We start from the raw sequence: 18,567 nt of genomic DNA on the forward strand, positions 1-18,567 counted from the left end.
TTGATGAAAAAAATCACCAGTGTTTGCCCATACTGTGGGGCCGGGTGCAAGCTCAAGCTTGTTGTCGAAAATAACAAAATCATCCGCGCCGAAGCCGCAGAGGGTGTAACGAACCAAAATCAGTTATGCCTGAAAGGCTATTATGGTTGGGACTTTCTTAACGACACACGCCTCCTGACTCCCCGTCTGACTCGCCCGATGATCCGTTATGAAAAAGGTGGCAAATTCACGCCCGTTAGCTGGGATGAAGCCATTCGTTACACCGCAAAACGCTTATCTGAAATCAAAAATACCTATGGCCCTCGCGCCATCATGACCACCGGCTCCTCCCGGGGAACCGGAAATGAAACTAACTACGTGATGCAAAAATTCGCACGTGGCGTACTTCATACCAATAATGTCGATTGTTGCGCCCGCGTCTGTCACGGTCCTTCCGTTGCCGGGTTACAAGAAACGTTAGGCAATGGCGCCATGAGCAATTCCATCAGCGACATTGAAAACTCAAAATGCCTGCTGATCTTTGGTTATAACTGCGCCGACTCGCACCCAATCGTAGCCCGCCGGGTAATTAAAGCTCGCCAGAACGGCGCAAAAATCATTGTCTGCGACCCACGTCGTATTGAAACCGCCCGTATTGCTGACCAACATTTGCAGTTGAAAAACGGTTGCAACATGGCGCTGGTTAATGCCTTTGGTCATGTTCTTATCGAAGAGCAACTCTACGATCGCGAGTATGTGCAAAAGCATGCGGAAGGGCTGGAAACATACTGGGAAACCGTTAAGGACTATGCGCCTGAAGCCGTTGAACATTTGACCGGCGTTCCCGCACAGCAGGTTCGTCAGGCAATGCGTACATTTGCCGCAGCACCATCGGCAACCGTAATGTGGGGGATGGGCGTCACCCAGTTTGGTCAGGCCGTTGATGTGGTTCGCGGTTTGTCGAGCCTGGCGTTGTTGACCGGGAATCTGGGTCGCCCTAACGTCGGCGTTGGTCCGGTGCGCGGGCAAAATAACGTGCAGGGTGCGTGCGATATGGGGGTACTACCTAACCAGTTCCCGGGGTATCAGGATGTGACCGATTCCGCCGTCAGGGAAAAATTCGCCAGCGCATGGGGCATTGACGTTAATCAGATGGATGACAAGGTTGGAACGCGCATCACTGAAGTTCCACATCTGGCTCTCGAAGGCAAAATAAAAGCCTACTACATCATGGGAGAGGATCCGCTGCAAACTGAAGCCGATCTGGGCCTGGTCCGCGAAGGGTTTAACGCGCTCGATTTTATCGTCGTGCAGGATATCTTCATGACTAAGACAGCGGAAATGGCCGACGTCCTCCTGCCGGCCACCTCATGGGGCGAACATGGCGGTGTCTTTACCTGCGCCGATCGTGGCTTCCAGCGTTTTGAGAAAGCGATTGAACCCACCGGTGATGTAAAGCGTGACTGGGAGATTATCAGCCTGCTGGCCAGCGAAATGGGCTATCCGATGCAGTATCAAAATAACCAACAAATCTGGGATGAAATGCGCGAGCTGTGCCCGCTGTTCTACGGCGTGACCTATGAGAAAATGGGGGAAATGGGGCATGTTCAGTGGCCGTGCCCCGATCTCGATAGTCCTGGTACGCCGTACCTTTACGCGCACAGCCAGTTTGATACCGCCAACGGCAAAGGCAAACTGTTTGCCGCACCGTGGCGAGCGCCCGCAGAAGTTCCGGATGACAATTATCCGCTGGTGTTGTGTACCGTGCGTGAAGTTGGGCATTACTCCTGTCGCTCGATGACCGGTAACTGCGCAGCGTTACAAGCGTTGGCTGATGAACCAGGATATGTGCAAATCAATACCCATGATGCCGAAAAACTGGGTATCCGTCATCGTGATCTGGTGTGGGTCAGCTCGCGTCGGGGTAAGGTCATCAGCCGTGCGGATGTATCCGAGCGTATCAATTCCGGAACGGTGTATATGACCTATCAATGGTGGATTGGTGCATGCAACGAGTTGACCCAGGATAACCTCGATCCAATCTCGAAAACGCCGGAAACCAAATATTGTGCCGTAAATATCGAGCACATTAGCGATCAGAGATGGGCTGAAAAGTATGCCGCTCAATCGTATAGCGACATGAAATCACGCTTATGTGAGGCCATTGCGTAATTCCCCACCCTCGCCACCTGAGTCTGGATACCCAGACTCAGGTTTTATCTCATTACTTTACCAGGTGTGGTTCACTGAAGCGGATGGAGGAAGATTCCTCCTGCATATCCCGCTGCATAAAACCGAGGTTCATCAGAAACAGGCCAGCCATAAACGGCAGTTCGTACAATTCTTCAATCATATCGCCATATTGGACATTGTGCAGGAAGATGGGAGCCAGCAGACGATGATGCTCTACCGTATCGGAAATCAAAAATGCGCAGGCGGTGATCGCCAGCAGCCAGAGCGGTAGCGGTTCATTACGCACGCGTCGGACAATATCCAGGCGTAAGCGCTTCGACAACAGCACCGGCAGAATAATCATGGAAATCATTACAACAGAGATAGCTCTGAACAGAAGTTTAGGCTGCTCCGGGAAATAGTCACGGCCCCAACTGGTGCTTCTCCCCAGCAATACCAACCACCACACGGCTGCCCAAAGCCAAAATTGCTTCTCGCCTTCAGGGCGTGATAAAGGCCGGATATAGCCAAGGGTAAATACGGCACCAAACAGTAGCCATAGCGCCTGCCCATTTTCGATCCATCTGACGACAGTGCCGTTAAGCAGCGGAAGATTCCAGTTCGCGGTGAACGGGATCGCCACAATGACCAGTCCTAGAATAAGTGTGGGGAATGTAATTTGGGTATTCAGTTTCATAAGCGCGATGTTCTGTATTGTTACTGTTTTGCGATCATAACTCCTGTGAATGATCGACAATTAGCATTCAATGCGAATCTCTTAAGGTATTCTTAAGGAATCTTTTTTCGGACATCACTACGTTCAACACAAATAAAAAAACCGCACGGCGCCGTCAAAACGCTGTGCGGTTAGTACATTAAAATTCTGTGTATTCAATCAGTAAGAGTATTTAACGCCTACCATCCGCAGACTTCATGCTCATTCTCGGTATCGTACGAACGAACGGTATTGACCAAGTCTTTGACCACTTCTGCTGCCACATCCGGCACCAGTAATGTCATCGGCGCTTCTGTTTCATAATCAACAGAAACACCGTTACTGTTATTGGTCACGGTTACGGTATAGGTTGCTTTGCCCATGATTTACTCCTTGCCGGTGCGCACGACTTTTCGTTGATTTGCACTCTCCATCAGAACTTCCGGTGCAACGAAAAAATCGATATTAAAGTAAGTGTCGTCGGTCATCACTTCGATGTTATGCCATTTTTCCGGCGGAAAAACGCCAAACTGACCGGCTTCAATAACCATCACCTCTACTGGCTCCGGACTGTGTTCATCGGCGTATCCGAGATATTTGACCGCCCCCTGCATAACAGAAAGTCGTGGATAAACCCCGGCACGAGTTCCTTTATCAAGGTGGCGTTCGAAAATTCCGGCAGGCGCAGTTTCTTTGTTCCAGAATGGTGTAGAGCGTGTATGGATATGATTCTGTGGAATTTGAAGCATTTTTCTTCCCTTTTCCAGTCGACAACCAGCGAGTCTTATTGAATCGCTGCTGTACACAGGGTACGCCTCAAAATATACATTTAAAATACCATTTATTGGTTATAACCCTACAATTATAAATGAAAAGCAAAGCGTCATATTGAAGGCCCGCCGCAACCAGCGGGCCGATAGCATCACGACTGAAGCGTGGCCAGACGAGCGGCAAAACCAACGAAAATCAGGCCGATTAGGGAATTACCCACTTTGGCCAGTTTTTTCTTCGTGCGAATATACTGTGTCACGAACGCGCCGGAGAAAATAAGGAAGCTCAGATAGAAAAAGCTCACTACTTCAAGCGTAATGGCCAAAATAAAGAATGACAGCCCTGAGTGCGGTGCATTGACATCAATAAACTGCACAAAGAACGAAACATAAAACAAAATAGCTTTGGGATTCGTCAGGCTCAGAATTAATGCTCGCTTAAAAATAGCGCCAAACGGGACTTCCTCAGGTGCGGAGTCGCTTGCTTTCGATTTCAGTGTCGCATACAGGATCTTCGCACCGAGGTACAGCAGATAAAACGCGCCAAGATAGCGAACGATGTTGAACAAAACGGGCGTTGTTTTGATCAATGCGGCAACACCGGCATAGGCCAAAAACATCAACACGGCATCACCGATAAACACACCACTTGCGGCGAGATAACCACCCTTCACTCCCCGACCGACGCTGTTCTTCAACACAAATATCGTATTTGGCCCCGGTACCAACACGATAAAAATGGCTCCCACCAGATACGTCCAGTAATTCAGAACTCCATACTCTGCGAACACGTTAACCTCTTCCTGAAAAAACACATGCACTTGCTGCGATACAATATGCTAACGAATGCATCGGGTGATGGAAAGAGAAGGTTATGAATTAAAAAACCCGCCACTGGTGACGGGTGTGTACAGATAAGGTTAGCCCGGATTAATGGTGCAGCATCTCATCCACAACCTCTTCTCCCTTCAACTGATAAGGGTAGTAGGTAGGCCAGTTTTCCATCTCTTCAAGCAAGGCTGCCTGCGAGGTATTTCCCATAAAGATATGGAAGTGGCTCGATTTACGCGGCGCGATAATATGATCGCTAAATTGCACATATTTAGGCGCTTTGCTGTCAGCAGCTTTACACTCAAACAGATACCGTACACCTTTCTTGCCTGATTTATAATTCAGGATCTTATATCCGGCGTAGTCGTATTTACATGATGCAACCTGATTCCCGGTATGAAACTCCATCACGCCATTTTCAATACCGATAGTGTCTACGTTGGTTGCATAGCCTGTACGGTAATACGCTTTGATTTGTTCTGCCGTTTTGCTTTTATCTTTCTCCGCTTTCTTTTTGAATACTGGGTCAAGTTCGCCGCTGACCAGATACGGATAAACAGATTGCCACATGCCATCCCAGTCGGTCAGCGCCCTGTTCTGCACCTGGTTGTCATCAAATACCCCTTCCGACGCCTTTTGTTCTGCTTCACTCATTGGCGCACCATGGGAATGATGACCATGCGCCAGAACCGAACTACTGACTAAAAGCATCCCCAGAGCGATTGTCAGTTTCTTAAAACGAATAGCCAAAATTTCACCCTCAAATCATTTGCGAGTGAATTGTTATAATATAACATCACATTTAAATCAACGGCGTTGTGAAGCATTTAACCGCTCTGGTGCGCGATTTTCCAACGGCTGTCAAAATGGGCCTGATACTGCGCAACAACGGCAGGTTCGTCACGAATAACTAACACATTTTCAGAGTTGGCAAATTCTGCGGATTTGGCAAAGTTGAACGAACCGGTTTCCAGCGTGTCGCCATCAATAATCATTACCTTGTCATGCTGGATGTGGTAGTGACCATCCAGTTGCACATCAACCCCATTCGCGGCAGCAAACGCGATGGCCTTCTGGCTAACCTTGCCCTGGTTACGTTTCTTATCGATCACAGCCCGAACCACTACGCCTCTCTTTTCAGCGTTTACCAGGGCCTTAACAATATCTGCAGACTGAAATGAATAAGCCATCATATCGATGCTGTGCTGCGCATGGTTAATTGAATCCAGCACTAAAGCCCGAGCCGACCCTTCCGGTGAAAAACCCACCTGAATGGAAGCATGTGCTGCAAAAGCACCCGCCCCGTACATTAGCGCAGCCACAGCGATAGTTTTTACGATCACGTTAGTTATTTGCCTGAAATGCGAAAGAGACCTAAGAGAGTAGCGCTCGCGTGCAGATCTGATCAAGCAGCGCCTGCTGATGACTGATAATGAGCATACCCAATGGCCGACGCTGAGATTCTTCAAGCAGCAGCGCCCAGATATCCCGTTGAATAGAAGGATCAAGCTGGGCTGTAATTTCATCGGCAATAAGAAAACGTGTCCGCGGGTCCAGCGCGCGAAGTAAAGCAATTCGCGCCAGTTCACCACCAGAAAGTTGTCCGGGACGGCGGGTTAACCACTCTGGATTGATGTGAAGACGGGTAAGCATTGCAGCATCCGGTCGCCATGCATCATGCACCGCATCACCGGTGCTGCGTCGGGGGTTAAAAGTTAATTCTGGATGCTGTGGCACCAGTTGCACCGGACAATACTGGTGCATCGGCAACGGTTGGTCATCAATCAGAATGTCACCGGAAGTTGGTTTCTGCCAGCCCGCCAGCACGCGTCCCAGCGTCGTTTTGCCAGTTCCACTGGGCGCACAAATCCCAATACGTTCTCCAGGGCGTAGAGAAAAGGTCAGATTTTGCCACAGAACCTTTTCCCCCTGACGGGTCGTTACATCACGACAGCACAGCATCGCGCTCTCCAAAAAGTTGATTTCTTTCAGGCAGCGCCCGCCATTGTCGTTGCAGGTGTTCGCTAATCTCTCCGCGTAACAACTGTTCCCGGCTGACGTTATCCGACACTCTTCCCTGATGCAGCGCGACAATACGATCCGCATGGCGGGCCGCCAGCGTGAGGTCATGTGTTACCCATAAAACGCCAGCCCCTTGCTCACATTGCTCACGCAACTGTTCAAGCAGTTGATTAGCGAGAGGTGCATCAAGCCAGGCGGTAATTTCATCCGCCAGAATATAGCGAGCCTGACTCAGAGACGCATGACAAGCCAGAACACGTTTTGCCATACCGCCTGAAAGCTGACGCGGAAAAGCATCTAATACGCGACTTTCCAGTCGGCTACGCTGGAGCAATCGTTCAATTTTTCCGGCATTCCATTGCTGGTCAGAAAGCTGGCATGCCCTGCGCAGATGCTTTTCAATCGAGAGCAGCGGGTTAAGTGCCTGAATACCTTGTGGGACGTAGCTGAAGGTATTGCCACGACATTTGCGAATATCATCACTGCCCAGCGCTTTACCTTCCAGGGTAATAACGCCGTTGAAACGCAAATTGTCTGGTAAGAGATCGAGCAGACATTGCAGCAACAGGCTCTTACCTTCCCCACTTCCCCCAACTAGCGCCACCATCTGACCAGGCGCTACGTCGAAAGAGATATCCTGCAACAGCGAAGACCAGTTTTTCGCGCCGTACCAGCGATAACGCGCCACGTCCAGCGAGACCTGCCTTAAACTCAACATGCGTCACCTCGTAACCATAAACGATGCACCGCCCTTGCGAGCTGATCGAATAACATCACCAGACTGAACAGCATCAGTCCTGGAAACAGCACTAACCACCAGTCGCCATGACTGATAAACCTCAGCGCATCCGCCAGCAGCAGGCCCAGCGACGGTTCATGCGGTGCCAGTCCAAAACCGAGGAAGCTTAACGCCGCGCTGTGTAACACCGCATGGGGAAACATCAGCAATGTCCCGGTTAACCACTGGGGTAACAACGCCGGTAGATAGTGATGCCGCCAGCAGTAAAAATGGCCGTGTCCCAGACGCCAGGTCAACGTCAGATAGTCACTGTGGGCCACGCGCTGCGCTTCAGCACGCAGGATCAGCGCCAGACGCGGCCAGTGCGTTAGTGCAACCGCCATGATTACCCCGTTTTTCCCACCACCCAGCGTAAAACAGATCAAAATAAGCAACAGCAGATGCGGCATCGATAGCATGGCATCAGTAATCAGACGCATAAGCACATCCAGACGCGGATGCATGCGCGAAACCGCCGCCATCATTAGCGCAATCAAGCCACTGCACAACGCCGCACCAATACCAATTTGCAGACTGGTTAGTGCCCCCTGAAAACAACGGATCCACAGATCGCGACCGAGGTTATCGGTGCCAAACCAGTACATCGCATCAGGTGGAAGATGACGGGCAAGCAGATTAACGCTCAACGGGTTATCCAGCATTGCGGCACCATACACTGCAATGAATAACAGGCAGCTAAAAGAGAACAAAAGACGAATTAGCGTCGGCGTCGGGTTATAGAGCATCAGGTCGCTCCAGAGCACGGTTCAACATACGGACAAGCCAGGTAGACAGCGAGTTGCCAATGAACACCAGTACGGTACTGAACAACACAATCCCCATCAGTAACGGCAGATCGCCGCGTAACCCGGCATCAATTGTGGCCTGCCCCAGTCCTGGATAAGCAAAGACTTTTTCGGCCAATAGTGCACCTCCCAACAGTTCTCCCAGTGAGGCAAACTGCAAACACAGCGCAGGCGTAATTGCATGACGCAGAACCTGATGGCGTAACAGTGACCAGCCTTTATCTCCCTGGGAACGTGCAAAACGGACAAATTCGCTTTTCATTACGCTGGCGATGCTTTCCCGCGTGTGAAGCGTAATTTGCCCCAGCCCCAGCAAACTGAGCGCGCAAACGGGAAGCACCAGATGACGCAGACGCTCGGTCAGCGTCGCCATATCGCCGCTGTTGCCCGGCTCCCACGCGCAGCAGACCGGAAATACCGGCCAGCGCACGGCAAATAGCGCCAGCAGCAACATGCCAACCCAGAAGGTCGGCAGCGAAGAAAGCAGATAGCTGAGGCGACAGATTGCTTTGTCCGGCCAGCGATTCAGGTAGCGACCCGCGACAAACCCCATTGCCGTTCCCAATATGCCGGAGAGTAGCCACGCGCCGCCAAGCAGCGCAAACGAGGTGGAAAAGCGTTCCTTGATCACGCTGGCAACCGGCGCATTAAACAACATGGAATAGCCGAGATCGCCCTGCAATACACGAACAAACCAGTGACCAAAACGCTCCCATAGCGGCTGGTCCAATCCCCAGCGAGCAGCAATGCGTGCATATTGCTCCGGCGGCACATGCAGGAGATCGTTGCCGATATAAGCGCGAATCGGATCGACTGGAGAAAAACTGAGCAGCACAAAAGTGCCAGCCGCAACCAGCACTAATAGCACAATCAGCCGTAGAAAATGGCCCACAACAGACTTCATCAACGGCAGGTCCAGGTCCATTCGTCCAAATTATTGAGCAGTGACCAACTACCGTGAATCTCCGGTGCGCCTTTGCCTAAATCAATACACGGATTTGCCAGATAAGTGTGCTGAATATTCAGCAGCCATGCCCAGGCAGCATCGCCCTGCACGCCAGCCCCTTGCTTACCATCCCACTCCACCTGTTGCCAGAAAGGTAACGCCTTTTGCCAGTCTGGGGCGTCGATAGCCTGTTTAAGGTGCTGTTCAACAACAGGATTGCTGTAATAACCTGGGTTGTAATATTCCACGCCCGCGGCCTGATTACTGTAATGATGGAAAAGCTCCATCGGATCCAGACTTCCCCAACCAAATAACGTCGGGTTCGCATGCATGTGACGTTCAACGGTTTCCCAGCTTCCTGACTGTAGTGATACCTGAATGCCCACCGGTTCCAGCATTGCGCGAACAGCTTCGGCTAAATCCCGGCGCGTACTGTCACCGCTGGCGTACCATAAAGTCAGTCGAGCCTCTTTGCCGTCTTTCACTCGTACGCCATCTTTACCCACCTTCCAGCCGGCTTCTTCCAGAATCGTGCGTGCTTTTTCGCTGTCACCATCTTTGAACGCAACGGATTGCCCCTGCCACGGCAGCCCCTGCACTGCGCTATACGCAGGAATCGCATGACCCTCCATGACCTGATCGGCAAGCTGCTTACGGTCGATGGCATAGTTGATGGCGCGCCTGATGGCAACATCGGCAGTGATATCGTTCCCAATCGGATAGCCATTGGCATCTTTTTTACCTGCAGGAACCATCGGGAACACAATGCCCCGGTTTTCCACGCTATCGCGTACCCAAAGTTTCAAATTTGTCTGCTGAGGAGCGACCGCCATCGACGGCGCGATACGTACGAGTCCCAGTTGGCCACTGCGCGCTGCGGCATAAGCGTTATCTTCATCAAGGAAGACAAACACCAGCTTACTGAAATCATTTTTCTTACCGGCATACCAGGGGTTAGCCTCCACGATCAACTGCTGTCCCGGCTGAAAACTCACCAGCCGATAAGGACCTGCGCCAATCGGATTTTTGGCAAATGTTTTTTCGTCATACCGTTTCGCCGGAACAATACCCAAAGAACCCAGCACATTCACAAAGGTGCTCTGTGGGCTATTTAGCGTAATTTCTACCGTACGGTTATCTTTCAGGCTGGCATGGGTGAAGTTTCCCATGTCGATTTTGCCGCCGCTTTTTGCTGCTTTGTTATAGGTGAACACCACATCTTCAGCGGTTAGCGGGGAACCATCAGAGAATTTAAGGTCAGGTTTTAACGTCAATGTCCAGGTTTTGCCGTCTGCGCTGGTTTCTACTTTTTCCGTCAGCAGGTTTCCCCAGCTCATATCTGCATTTTGTTTTAATAATGGTGCATGCAAAAGCAAATAGCTGCCATGACTCCAGCCCAGCATCGGGTCAAACCCTTCCGTTGGTTCTGGTCCAATTGCCAGTTTTAACGTCTGCCCTTCGCTCGCATTTTGCGCGGCAAGAAGTGGTGAGGTTAATGCGAGAGTCAATGCGCACGTAAGCAGTGCCAGCTTGCCTTTGATCATTATGTTATCCAGATTTACGTTATTTTTATGCCGCATAACGATTTACCGTCGTTAAGCAGTCTCCTGGGGAAGGGATTATGGCGGACAGAAATGACGAAAAAAATGATGCGGCGCAGAAAAGTATGACGATTTTCTAAAATTATCATACTTTTTTCTGATACTCCGTTATGAGTACGATGTGAATCTCAGAAAATAGATTAATCCCTCGCCATTTATTCACAGAAATATTAATCCCGAACTAATAATTGCCTATGCGGACTATTGTCCCTTCCTGCTAATTCCTTATCTAAAACTCATGACAATTTATGTATATTTATTCAAGAAAAACACCAGAAGTGACAAGTTATGTAAATTTGTAATGATAATTATTTGTATTATCATTTCCATCAATTATCTTACTGCCTTTGAATTTTTAACAAAGGAAGTTTGACTATGCGTTTAAAACCAGTTGCCTCTGTCGTTCTGTCCTGTTTAGGATTTTCCAGCCCCCTGGTATTTGCTGAAGATGTCATGGTGGTAACCGCTTCCGGTTATGAAAAGAAAATCACCAATGCCGCCGCCAGCGTCTCTGTTATTTCTCAGCAAGAGTTACAAACCAATAAATATAATGACTTAGGTGAAGCCCTGCGTTCTGTTGAAGGGGTAGATGTTGAAAGCAGCACCGGTAAAACCGGCGGTCTGGAGATCAGCATCCGTGGCATGCCTGCCAGCTATACCTTGATCCTGATTGACGGTATTCGTCAAAACGGCAGCAGCGACATAACGCCAAACGGTTTCTCTGCCATGAATACCAGCTTTATGCCCCCGCTGGCGGCAATCGATCATATTGAGGTGATCCGCGGCCCGATGTCGACACTTTATGGGTCCGACGCAATCGGTGGCGTGGTGAATATCATCACCAAAAAAAGCACCGATAAATGGAGCACTTCCATCAATACCGGCGTTAACCTGCAAGAGAGTAATAAATGGGGTAACAGTACGGTCGCCAACTTCTGGTCAAGCGGCCCGTTGATTGCGGGCGTACTGGATATGCAGGTTCGGGGGAGCACAACCCAGCGTCAGGGTTCCAGCGTCACCTCCCTCAGCGATACCGCCTCCACCCGCGTACCTTATCCTACCGAATCGGAAAACTATAATATTGGCACGCGCCTCGACTGGAAAACCAATGAGAACAATACGCTGTGGTTAGATCTCGACTCCGCCAGACAGCGCTATGACAACGATGACGGGCAGTTGGGCAACCTGACAGGGGGGTATGATAAAACGCTACGCTATGAGCGTAACAAAGTGACCCTCGGCCACGATACAGCCTTAACGTTCGGCACCTGGAAATCCTCCCTCGGCTGGAATGAAACCGAAAACAAAGGCCGGCAATTGGTATCTTCCGCACTCACACCAGAGAACGCAGGCCGGGCCGGTGACGCGCGTGAACTGAAGAACACCAACGTCATTCTTGACTCAGTGCTGCTGACGCCATTAGGTGATTCGCACCTCTTAACCCTTGGCGGAGAATACTGGGATGCCCGGATGAAAGATGGTGTGGTACTGGCCAATACCGGCGAGACGTTCCATCAAAAAACGTGGGCAGCCTATGCGGAAGATGAATGGCATATTCTCGACTCGCTGGCCTTAACCGCAGGAACACGCTATGAGCATAACGATGTCTTTGGCGGTCATCTCAGCCCACGAGCCTATATGGTATGGGACGTTTCCGACGCCTGGACGCTCAAAGGTGGCGTGACGACAGGTTATAAAGCACCATCACTAAGCCAGTTGCATAACGGGATCAGCGGTGTAACCGCACAGGGAACGGTGAATACGGTCGGTAACCCGGACCTCAAACCTGAGGAAAGTATCAGCTACGAAACCGGGCTGTATTACGAGAACGACGCCGGGCTTAACGCCAACATTACCGGCTTCTATACCGAATACAAAAATAAAATTGTCTCATATTCTATCGATGATAATACCAACAGCTATACCAACAGCGGCAAGGCGAGGACCGATGGCGTTGAATTTGCCAGCACCTTCCCTCTATGGTCGGATGTGCTGACCCTATCTCTCAACTACACCTACACTCAGAGCAAGCAAAAAGATGGTGACAATAAAGGCGCGCCATTAAGTTACACCCCAAAACATATGGCTAACGCCCGTCTGAACTGGCAGGCAACGGAAGATATGAACGCCTGGCTCAGCGCACGTTATCGCGGCAAAGCCCCACGCTTTACCGAAAATTACGACAACCTTAGCGCGGTACAAAAGGCCGTCTATGACGATAAAGGCGCTGATTTAAAAGCCTGGACCGTTGTCGATATGGGGATGTCTTATAAGCTGACCAAAGATCTGACGCTTAATACGGCGGTTAATAACGTGCTGGATAAAGACTTTAGTGAGGTCAAATTGTACCAGGTGGGCCGCAATAGCACCTACGCAGGTGATTATTATCAGACTGCACAATCCACTACCGGATACGTAAACCCTGGTCGTAACTACTGGGTATCTTTAAATTATCAGTTCTAATTTTATAAGATCCTGCTGGTCGGGGCACACTAATACCCCGACCAGCAGAATATTATTGAAAGAAGACACAAGATATAATCAGCAACTTATTTTAACATATAAGAATATTTAAACAATTAATACAGAAACACCCCTTCCTGCACCATAAGATATAATGCCAAAACAATAACCCCGACGATACCGCCTAAAAATAGTACTGCGGCAATCGCAAGCTGGTTGCGATTTGTGTTCTTCGCTTTGCTTCGCACATCCAACTTATTTTTCGCCGCTCTATGACTTGAATCACGCTCCATCGCGAATGTTATATCTGCCATACCATTATCCAGTTGCTGTATATGAAAACATAAATAACCACCACATCGATAAGGGTATAGATTTTAACTAACAGAATCTGAGATTTGTCTCACGATAAAGATAATCGTCGGATTTTTGCTACCGAAGCAGATTTCATGCTCACTTTTCATCAATTAGGTTATCTTGTATTTATTCGACAAAAACCTTCACTTTAGGCTTTGACAGCAGAATCATGACGAACTCAGTGAAGGTTACTGGTTTATAGAAATAGTACCCTTGCAGGAAAACAATGTTGTTTTTGTTGAGATAATCAAGCTGAGCCTTTGTTTCAACCCCTTCTGCAACGATGCTTAAAGACAGCTTGCGCGCCAGATCGAGGACACAATCTAAAATTCGGGTTGAATCGGGAAGCTCATTTACCCTTCCCACAAAGCTCTGATCGATTTTAATGTAATCAATGTGCAGGTCATGCAAATAAGAAAGCCCAGAATAGCCCGTACCAAAATCATCCAGCGCAATCACAAAGCCATTCTCATGCAGGATATTGAGCCTCTGCACAAGATCTTCATCCACATCTAACGGCTCGCGCTCAGTAACTTCGATTACCAGATTGAGGTCATCGCGGTTAAAACTATCCCTGTAATGCAGACACTCCTGCACGAATGTAGGGGATGTGATATGGGATGCGCTGAAGTTAATGCCGACATGGAAGCCGGATGGCAGTTTGCTGGCAATGGCGTTCATGTTTTCCGCGACCTGCCTCATCAGGCTTTGAGTTAGTGGCACTATCAGGCCTGATTTTTCAGCGACGGGAATGAAGGAAGCAGGAGAGATATATCCGGCCTTAGGATGTTTCCATCGGGCCAGCACTTCAACACCGCGTAACGTCCCCTCGCGACCATTTACGATAGGTTGATAAAAAGGCACGATCTCTCCTTTTACTATCGCCCTGCGCAACGTTTCTTCAGGGGTATCGTTCTTGTTCAGATACTTATCAATGGCATAAGCGGCGGCGAGCGATATCAGTAGGATAAAAATCAGGATCCCTAAGCCATGCCTGATCAGCCTGTTAGCACTAAACAATGGTGGTTCAGCGTAAATGATGCTGAAGGAATATTTCGCGGAATTCACTTGGCCAAACTTCTGTGCATTTGCAGCAACAGGTTTCACATCGCCCAATAAACCGAGTACTGCGTCACCCACAAGCAACGAGTAGGTTACTCCCGCTAACGGGACATTCAGTGCCCCTCGGATATGCACGCCACTTATAGTGACGATGATACGGCCTGTGCGAAAACGTGTTTGATACAGCAGAACTGGTATTTCATTCTCGGTATTGCTTGCGGGAGTCAGTTGTAAATTAGTATCAGCTATAACGGGAATATGCTTAAGTAATATCCGATTACCCGGCAAAGAGGTACACCAAACCTTCCCCTGTCGAATAATTATCAGCGTTCGCAAATGGGGTCGGAGCGCAGCTTCGGTTCCAAGTTGGTATTGCCCCTCCAAATCGCATTTTTTTTCAGCGATGTGCATAGCGGTACGGGTTGCCTGGAAAGCTTCATCAAGTATGTTATCCATATTTTTCGCGGCATATCTGGCCCCCCCGAGGGTTTCCATCGAGGAGGAATACCAAAGCTGCATATTAAGAATAAAAACACCGATTAAAAAAAGACACACCGCAGCAGTTACCGGTAAAAGTGCTTTGCGCATTCTCATGTCCTGTGGTGAAAACTGATCAGTCGTTGCGATGAGCATTGACGTGTTCTAATTTATCTCTACAGAGCATGGTAGACAGAAACAAAAGTCGCCATGCGCCCAGTCACATTTCCTCAATAACAACGTAACTTACTAATTTATTGATAAAATCATTACTGAAATTCGCAGTACAAAACCGGCGTTGCACCTCATCCAATTTTGCTATCATAGGAATGCACTAATAAGAGGTAATCAAATGAAAATCTTTATCACTGACAATGACGGGAACCTGATTCCTGTTGACGGAAAAAGCGTTGTCATCGAATTGAATAGTGGCGGAACCATCGAGATCGCCGAGGAGTACAGCCGGGACGATGTTCCTGAAGGCATTAATCTGTGGGGCGGACGAGAACCCTCCCCTTCACTCTCTTTCGAGGAAATCAAAGCCAGAACAGAAGGCCTGGGCGTTTATCCCATCGCAGCCAACGCTCTGCATGTATTTCCGTACAAACTTTCAGCAAAAGAATAATTGCACACAGCAGACGAAGCGTTTTTCTCAAACCAAAGTAAGGCCATGGTTATCATAAAAAACTCTGGCTTTGGGGGGAAGTCAGCTCGCTGATATCTGCTACTTTCTAATTGCAGCCCATGCCGGCGCTGCATTATTTCATCACTATATACAGAAGGATAATACGCTTTTGAGAGTGAAGACTGAGCATAACCATTTGAATAATTAATAAATGATTAAAATATCAAGAACATAAGCACTCAAGACCGTATGTGCGTGTTCTTAAATATTAATCGTCATCATAATGCTTATGTTTCTTGTGATCACTCATAGCCTCTTTGAAAGCATCCGCTTGTGTATTAGCGGCCTGCAGTCGACTCATATTAGCACTGTAATTATTCCAATATTCTTTTTCTTCGTGATAACAAACATCACGGCTAATTCCCTTCGCTTCGCACTTTGCTAAGCGTTGTTCTTCTGATACACAACCAGACATCAAGGAAACAGCAGAAAACGCACCCAATATTATCATTAATTTATTCATATAAATAACCTTAGAATTTCCAGCCGGCGCCGACTACAATACTATTAGCTTGTGCGCCAAAGACCTTAGAACCTTCATAGCCTGCATCAACAGTGAAACCTGCAATGGGGATAAACTGAATACCAGCGCCATAGGCAAAACCTGTAGAAGTGTCAGTTTCACCATTAGCTTTGATCGCACCTCTCCCAATACCCGCCATTACATAAGGTTTTACCACATCATTTACTTTATAACTTGCGCCGACTAATGCAGAACCATAATCACGATCTATATCATTATCGTCATTTGCTGAAATGGTTAAGGATGTCATAACACCAAAATCACTCTCATCTGGGGTATAACCATATTTAGCGTTAAAACCATTAAGGTTCTGCCCATCTGTCCGGGTATGTACATAACCGCCGGTGACTACGCTTTCTCCTGCATAAACCGTCATAGCAAAACATAATGTAACAGCCACTAAACCTGTTTTTAAACTTAGCATTTTAATAACCATTTTCGTCATCAACTAATAGTGAGTAACACACATAATAAGGAATCATGCTTTGAGTTTTATTTCTCAAGCATGTTGCCAAGAGAAAAACAGAAAGGTAAAAAAACATCAATCGGAGAAAATGTTCTTTTTTGGACATTACTAATGCTCAGAATAATCAACTGTCATAACACGCTGATAAAAATAGATTTAAAATTAGAGTAAAAAATCTTAAAACGCTTCTTCTTTATAAAAATTTCCGATATTTTTCTTATTTTTAAAATGATTATTTCCCATCTGATAATCAATAAGATACAAACACCACTCAATTATAGTTAGTTCTCATACCCGAATAGAGTTAAATAAAGCAATATTGACAGCCATGGGAATTTTTATCAAAAAATAAAATTGTAATGGCAAAGATAAAAATTTGTTCTCCAGTGCTATTTAAATGAGTTTAATAGTATGAGCGCCAGGAAAGCGTTTTGCAGGTAAAAAAAACGGGAACCTCTCGGCTCCCGTTCTCATACAACCCAAGGTCTGGATTACATGTTTTCGATGATCGCGTCACCAAACTCTGAACATTTCAGCAGCTTAGCGCCTTCCATCAGACGTTCGAAGTCATAGGTTACGGTCTTGGCGTTGATCGCGCCTTCCATACCTTTAACAATCAGGTCAGCCGCTTCTACCCAACCCATGTGGCGCAGCATCATTTCAGCAGACAGAATGATGGAACCTGGGTTCACTTTATCCTGACCTGCATACTTCGGTGCAGTACCGTGGGTTGCTTCGAACAGAGCGCATTCGTCACCGATGTTTGCACCCGGCGCGATACCAATACCACCAACCTGTGCGGCCAGCGCATCGGAGATGTAGTCACCGTTCAGGTTCATACAGGCAATCACGTCATACTCAGCCGGACGCAGCAGGATCTGTTGCAGGAACGCATCGGCGATAACGTCCTTAACCACGATCTCTTTACCGGTTTTCGGGTTCTTGATTTTCACCCATGGACCGCCGTCGATCAGTTCACCACCGAATTCTTCACGCGCTAACTGGTAACCCCAGTCTTTGAACGCGCCTTCGGTGAACTTCATGATGTTGCCTTTGTGTACCAGGGTAACTGAATCACGATCGTTGGCGATGGCGTATTCAATCGCTGCACGCACCAGGCGTTTAGTCCCTTCTTCAGAACACGGTTTGATACCAATGCCGCAATGTTCCGGGAAGCGGATTTTCTTCACGCCCATCTCTTCGCGCAGGAATTTAATCACTTTCTCAGCATCGGCAGAGTCAGCTTTCCACTCGATACCCGCGTAGATGTCTTCGGAGTTTTCGCGGAAGATGACCATGTCGGTCAGTTCAGGGTGTTTAACCGGGCTTGGTGTGCCCTGATAATAACGCACCGGACGCAGGCAGACATACAGGTCAAGTTCCTGACGCAGAGCTACGTTCAGAGAGCGAATACCGCCGCCAACAGGGGTGGTCAGAGGGCCTTTAATGGCAACACGATATTCACGAATCAGATCTAAGGTTTCAGCAGGCAGCCAGACGTCCTGGCCATAAACCTGAGTGGATTTCTCGCCGGTGTAGATTTCCATCCAGGAGATTTTACGCTCGCCTTTATAGGCTTTCTCGACAGCAGCATCGACAACTTTGATCATCGGTGGGGTTACATCAACGCCGATACCGTCGCCTTCAATGAACGGGATAATCGGATTTTCAGGAACGTTGAGTTTGCCGTTTTGCAGGGTGATCTTCTTACCTTCCGCCGGAACAACTACTTTGCTTTCCATTCACCTCTCCTTCGAGCGCTTCTGGTTCTGCTCGTCTGTCATCACGCTGCATGTGCGTTTGCGTCCTGCTACACGGATGCGTTAGAGCAACTTTTTGTTAATGATTTGTAATGAGCGTGTCAATACTACCCTATTGTTCGCCGCCATGAAAGACACTCGTTCTTAGGCTATA

At 48.4% G+C, this 18,567-nt stretch carries 19 protein-coding genes and 1 pseudogene; 4 read left to right on the forward strand and 16 right to left on the reverse strand.

All coding sequences use genetic code 11. The features are described from left to right. Positions 1 to 3: 3 nt before the first annotated feature. Positions 4 to 2,151, forward strand: coding sequence for a formate dehydrogenase subunit alpha (fdhF, locus tag OGY04_RS07900; RefSeq protein WP_111465761.1), 2,148 nt, complete (start codon positions 4 to 6; stop codon positions 2,149 to 2,151). A 52-nt stretch (positions 2,152 to 2,203) separates the two neighbouring features. On the opposite strand, the gene OGY04_RS07905 is transcribed toward fdhF, so the two are convergent. The 11 genes from OGY04_RS07905 to OGY04_RS07955 all read right to left on the reverse strand — a co-directional run bounded on the left by OGY04_RS07905 (position 2,204) and on the right by OGY04_RS07955 (position 10,599). Then, a complete protein-coding gene (locus OGY04_RS07905; protein ID WP_213752531.1) occupies positions 2,204 to 2,848 on the reverse strand; it encodes a hypothetical protein in 645 nt (214 codons plus the stop codon). A gap of 218 nt (positions 2,849 to 3,066) precedes the next feature. Next, positions 3,067 to 3,249, reverse strand: a complete 183-nt coding sequence (locus OGY04_RS07910) for a DUF1869 domain-containing protein (protein WP_003832433.1) — start codon at positions 3,247 to 3,249, stop codon at positions 3,067 to 3,069. A 3-nt stretch (positions 3,250 to 3,252) separates the two neighbouring features. Beyond that, positions 3,253 to 3,615, reverse strand: coding sequence for a DUF1971 domain-containing protein YeaR (gene yeaR / locus OGY04_RS07915; RefSeq protein WP_003030735.1), 363 nt, complete (start codon positions 3,613 to 3,615; stop codon positions 3,253 to 3,255). Positions 3,616 to 3,788: 173 nt separating this feature from the next. Further along, the gene (gene leuE / locus OGY04_RS07920) at positions 3,789 to 4,427 is read right to left on the reverse strand and encodes a leucine efflux protein LeuE (RefSeq protein ID WP_048216323.1); all 639 of its coding nucleotides are present in this window, start codon (positions 4,425 to 4,427) and stop codon (positions 3,789 to 3,791) included. 139 nt (positions 4,428 to 4,566) lie between these two features. Then, the gene (gene zinT / locus OGY04_RS07925; RefSeq protein WP_003832427.1) at positions 4,567 to 5,217 is read right to left on the reverse strand and encodes a metal-binding protein ZinT; all 651 of its coding nucleotides are present in this window, start codon (positions 5,215 to 5,217) and stop codon (positions 4,567 to 4,569) included. 77 nt (positions 5,218 to 5,294) lie between these two features. After that, positions 5,295 to 5,810 carry a phospholipase D family nuclease gene (locus OGY04_RS07930; protein ID WP_286585085.1) on the reverse strand — a complete coding sequence of 172 codons (516 nt, stop codon included), beginning with the start codon at positions 5,808 to 5,810 and terminating at the stop codon, positions 5,295 to 5,297. Positions 5,811 to 5,841: 31 nt separating this feature from the next. Beyond that, the gene (locus tag OGY04_RS07935) at positions 5,842 to 6,429 is read right to left on the reverse strand and encodes an ATP-binding cassette domain-containing protein (protein WP_286585086.1); all 588 of its coding nucleotides are present in this window, start codon (positions 6,427 to 6,429) and stop codon (positions 5,842 to 5,844) included. Next, positions 6,413 to 7,207: an ATP-binding cassette domain-containing protein gene (locus tag OGY04_RS07940; RefSeq protein WP_008784504.1), complete on the reverse strand. Its 795-nt coding sequence runs from the start codon at positions 7,205 to 7,207 to the stop codon at positions 6,413 to 6,415. The genes OGY04_RS07935 and OGY04_RS07940 overlap by 17 nt, the downstream gene beginning before the upstream one ends. After that, a complete protein-coding gene (locus OGY04_RS07945) occupies positions 7,201 to 8,013 on the reverse strand; it encodes an ABC transporter permease (protein ID WP_270422503.1) in 813 nt (270 codons plus the stop codon). Before OGY04_RS07945 ends, OGY04_RS07940 begins: the two co-directional genes overlap by 7 nt. After that, positions 8,003 to 8,977: an ABC transporter permease gene (locus OGY04_RS07950; RefSeq protein ID WP_286585087.1), complete on the reverse strand. Its 975-nt coding sequence runs from the start codon at positions 8,975 to 8,977 to the stop codon at positions 8,003 to 8,005. Before OGY04_RS07950 ends, OGY04_RS07945 begins: the two co-directional genes overlap by 11 nt. Beyond that, the gene (locus tag OGY04_RS07955) at positions 8,977 to 10,599 is read right to left on the reverse strand and encodes an ABC transporter substrate-binding protein (RefSeq protein ID WP_191214801.1); all 1,623 of its coding nucleotides are present in this window, start codon (positions 10,597 to 10,599) and stop codon (positions 8,977 to 8,979) included. Before OGY04_RS07955 ends, OGY04_RS07950 begins: the two co-directional genes overlap by 1 nt. Positions 10,600 to 10,995: 396 nt before the next feature. Here OGY04_RS07955 and OGY04_RS07960 point away from each other — a divergent pair, with 396 nt between their 5' ends. Further along, entirely contained in the window at positions 10,996 to 13,083 is a 2,088-nt protein-coding gene (locus OGY04_RS07960; RefSeq protein ID WP_286585088.1) for a TonB-dependent receptor, read from the forward strand. Between the two features lie 116 nt (positions 13,084 to 13,199). Here OGY04_RS07960 and OGY04_RS07965 read toward each other — a convergent pair whose 3' ends face one another. Both OGY04_RS07965 and pdeG read right to left on the reverse strand, forming a co-directional pair. Beyond that, positions 13,200 to 13,397 (reverse strand): hypothetical protein, encoded by a 198-nt coding sequence (locus OGY04_RS07965; protein WP_079935314.1) that lies wholly within the window; start codon positions 13,395 to 13,397, stop codon positions 13,200 to 13,202. A 169-nt stretch (positions 13,398 to 13,566) separates the two neighbouring features. Then, on the reverse strand, positions 13,567 to 15,090 hold the full coding sequence (pdeG, locus tag OGY04_RS07970) for a cyclic di-3',5'-guanosine monophosphate phosphodiesterase PdeG (RefSeq protein ID WP_286585089.1): 1,524 nt from the start codon (positions 15,088 to 15,090) through the stop codon (positions 13,567 to 13,569). Between the two features lie 241 nt (positions 15,091 to 15,331). Between pdeG and OGY04_RS07975 the strand changes: the two genes are divergently transcribed. Beyond that, the gene (locus tag OGY04_RS07975; protein ID WP_063941461.1) at positions 15,332 to 15,604 is read left to right on the forward strand and encodes a hypothetical protein; all 273 of its coding nucleotides are present in this window, start codon (positions 15,332 to 15,334) and stop codon (positions 15,602 to 15,604) included. 88 nt (positions 15,605 to 15,692) lie between these two features. Beyond that, positions 15,693 to 15,812: pseudogene (locus tag OGY04_RS07980) on the forward strand (cytochrome b); the annotation flags it as partial. A gap of 60 nt (positions 15,813 to 15,872) precedes the next feature. Here OGY04_RS07980 and OGY04_RS07985 read toward each other — a convergent pair. The 3 genes from OGY04_RS07985 to icd form a co-directional block, all read right to left on the reverse strand. Continuing rightward, entirely contained in the window at positions 15,873 to 16,127 is a 255-nt protein-coding gene (locus OGY04_RS07985) for a hypothetical protein (RefSeq protein WP_048214393.1), read from the reverse strand. Between the two features lie 10 nt (positions 16,128 to 16,137). Continuing rightward, positions 16,138 to 16,623, reverse strand: coding sequence for an Ail/Lom family outer membrane beta-barrel protein (locus tag OGY04_RS07990; protein WP_286585090.1), 486 nt, complete (start codon positions 16,621 to 16,623; stop codon positions 16,138 to 16,140). Between the two features lie 521 nt (positions 16,624 to 17,144). Next, positions 17,145 to 18,395, reverse strand: a complete 1,251-nt coding sequence (gene icd, locus OGY04_RS07995; RefSeq protein ID WP_088902426.1) for an NADP-dependent isocitrate dehydrogenase — start codon at positions 18,393 to 18,395, stop codon at positions 17,145 to 17,147. Positions 18,396 to 18,567: the final 172 nt, after the last annotated feature.

The sequence above is a fragment of the Citrobacter sp. Cpo091 genome (assembly GCF_030332645.1).
Lineage (GTDB): Bacteria > Pseudomonadota > Gammaproteobacteria > Enterobacterales > Enterobacteriaceae > Citrobacter > Citrobacter portucalensis.

Excerpts from the sequence above, each read along its gene's own strand:
- fdhF (WP_111465761.1), top strand. The coding sequence starts at position 4 with ATGAAAAAAATCACCAGTGTTTGCCCATACTGTGGGGCCGGGTGCAAG.
- OGY04_RS07945 (WP_270422503.1), bottom strand. The coding sequence starts at position 8,013 with ATGCTCTATAACCCGACGCCGACGCTAATTCGTCTTTTGTTCTCTTTT.
- icd (WP_088902426.1), bottom strand. The coding sequence starts at position 18,395 with ATGGAAAGCAAAGTAGTTGTTCCGGCGGAAGGTAAGAAGATCACCCTG.
- OGY04_RS07910 (WP_003832433.1), bottom strand. The coding sequence starts at position 3,249 with ATGGGCAAAGCAACCTATACCGTAACCGTGACCAATAACAGTAACGGT.
- pdeG (WP_286585089.1), bottom strand. The coding sequence starts at position 15,090 with ATGCGCAAAGCACTTTTACCGGTAACTGCTGCGGTGTGTCTTTTTTTA.
- OGY04_RS07935 (WP_286585086.1), bottom strand. The coding sequence starts at position 6,429 with ATGCTGTGCTGTCGTGATGTAACGACCCGTCAGGGGGAAAAGGTTCTG.
- OGY04_RS07965 (WP_079935314.1), bottom strand. The coding sequence starts at position 13,397 with ATGGCAGATATAACATTCGCGATGGAGCGTGATTCAAGTCATAGAGCG.
- OGY04_RS07990 (WP_286585090.1), bottom strand. The coding sequence starts at position 16,623 with ATGGTTATTAAAATGCTAAGTTTAAAAACAGGTTTAGTGGCTGTTACA.
- OGY04_RS07985 (WP_048214393.1), bottom strand. The coding sequence starts at position 16,127 with ATGAATAAATTAATGATAATATTGGGTGCGTTTTCTGCTGTTTCCTTG.
- yeaR (WP_003030735.1), bottom strand. The coding sequence starts at position 3,615 with ATGCTTCAAATTCCACAGAATCATATCCATACACGCTCTACACCATTC.
- OGY04_RS07960 (WP_286585088.1), top strand. The coding sequence starts at position 10,996 with ATGCGTTTAAAACCAGTTGCCTCTGTCGTTCTGTCCTGTTTAGGATTT.
- OGY04_RS07940 (WP_008784504.1), bottom strand. The coding sequence starts at position 7,207 with ATGTTGAGTTTAAGGCAGGTCTCGCTGGACGTGGCGCGTTATCGCTGG.
- OGY04_RS07975 (WP_063941461.1), top strand. The coding sequence starts at position 15,332 with ATGAAAATCTTTATCACTGACAATGACGGGAACCTGATTCCTGTTGAC.
- OGY04_RS07905 (WP_213752531.1), bottom strand. The coding sequence starts at position 2,848 with ATGAAACTGAATACCCAAATTACATTCCCCACACTTATTCTAGGACTG.
- OGY04_RS07950 (WP_286585087.1), bottom strand. The coding sequence starts at position 8,977 with ATGAAGTCTGTTGTGGGCCATTTTCTACGGCTGATTGTGCTATTAGTG.
- OGY04_RS07955 (WP_191214801.1), bottom strand. The coding sequence starts at position 10,599 with ATGCGGCATAAAAATAACGTAAATCTGGATAACATAATGATCAAAGGC.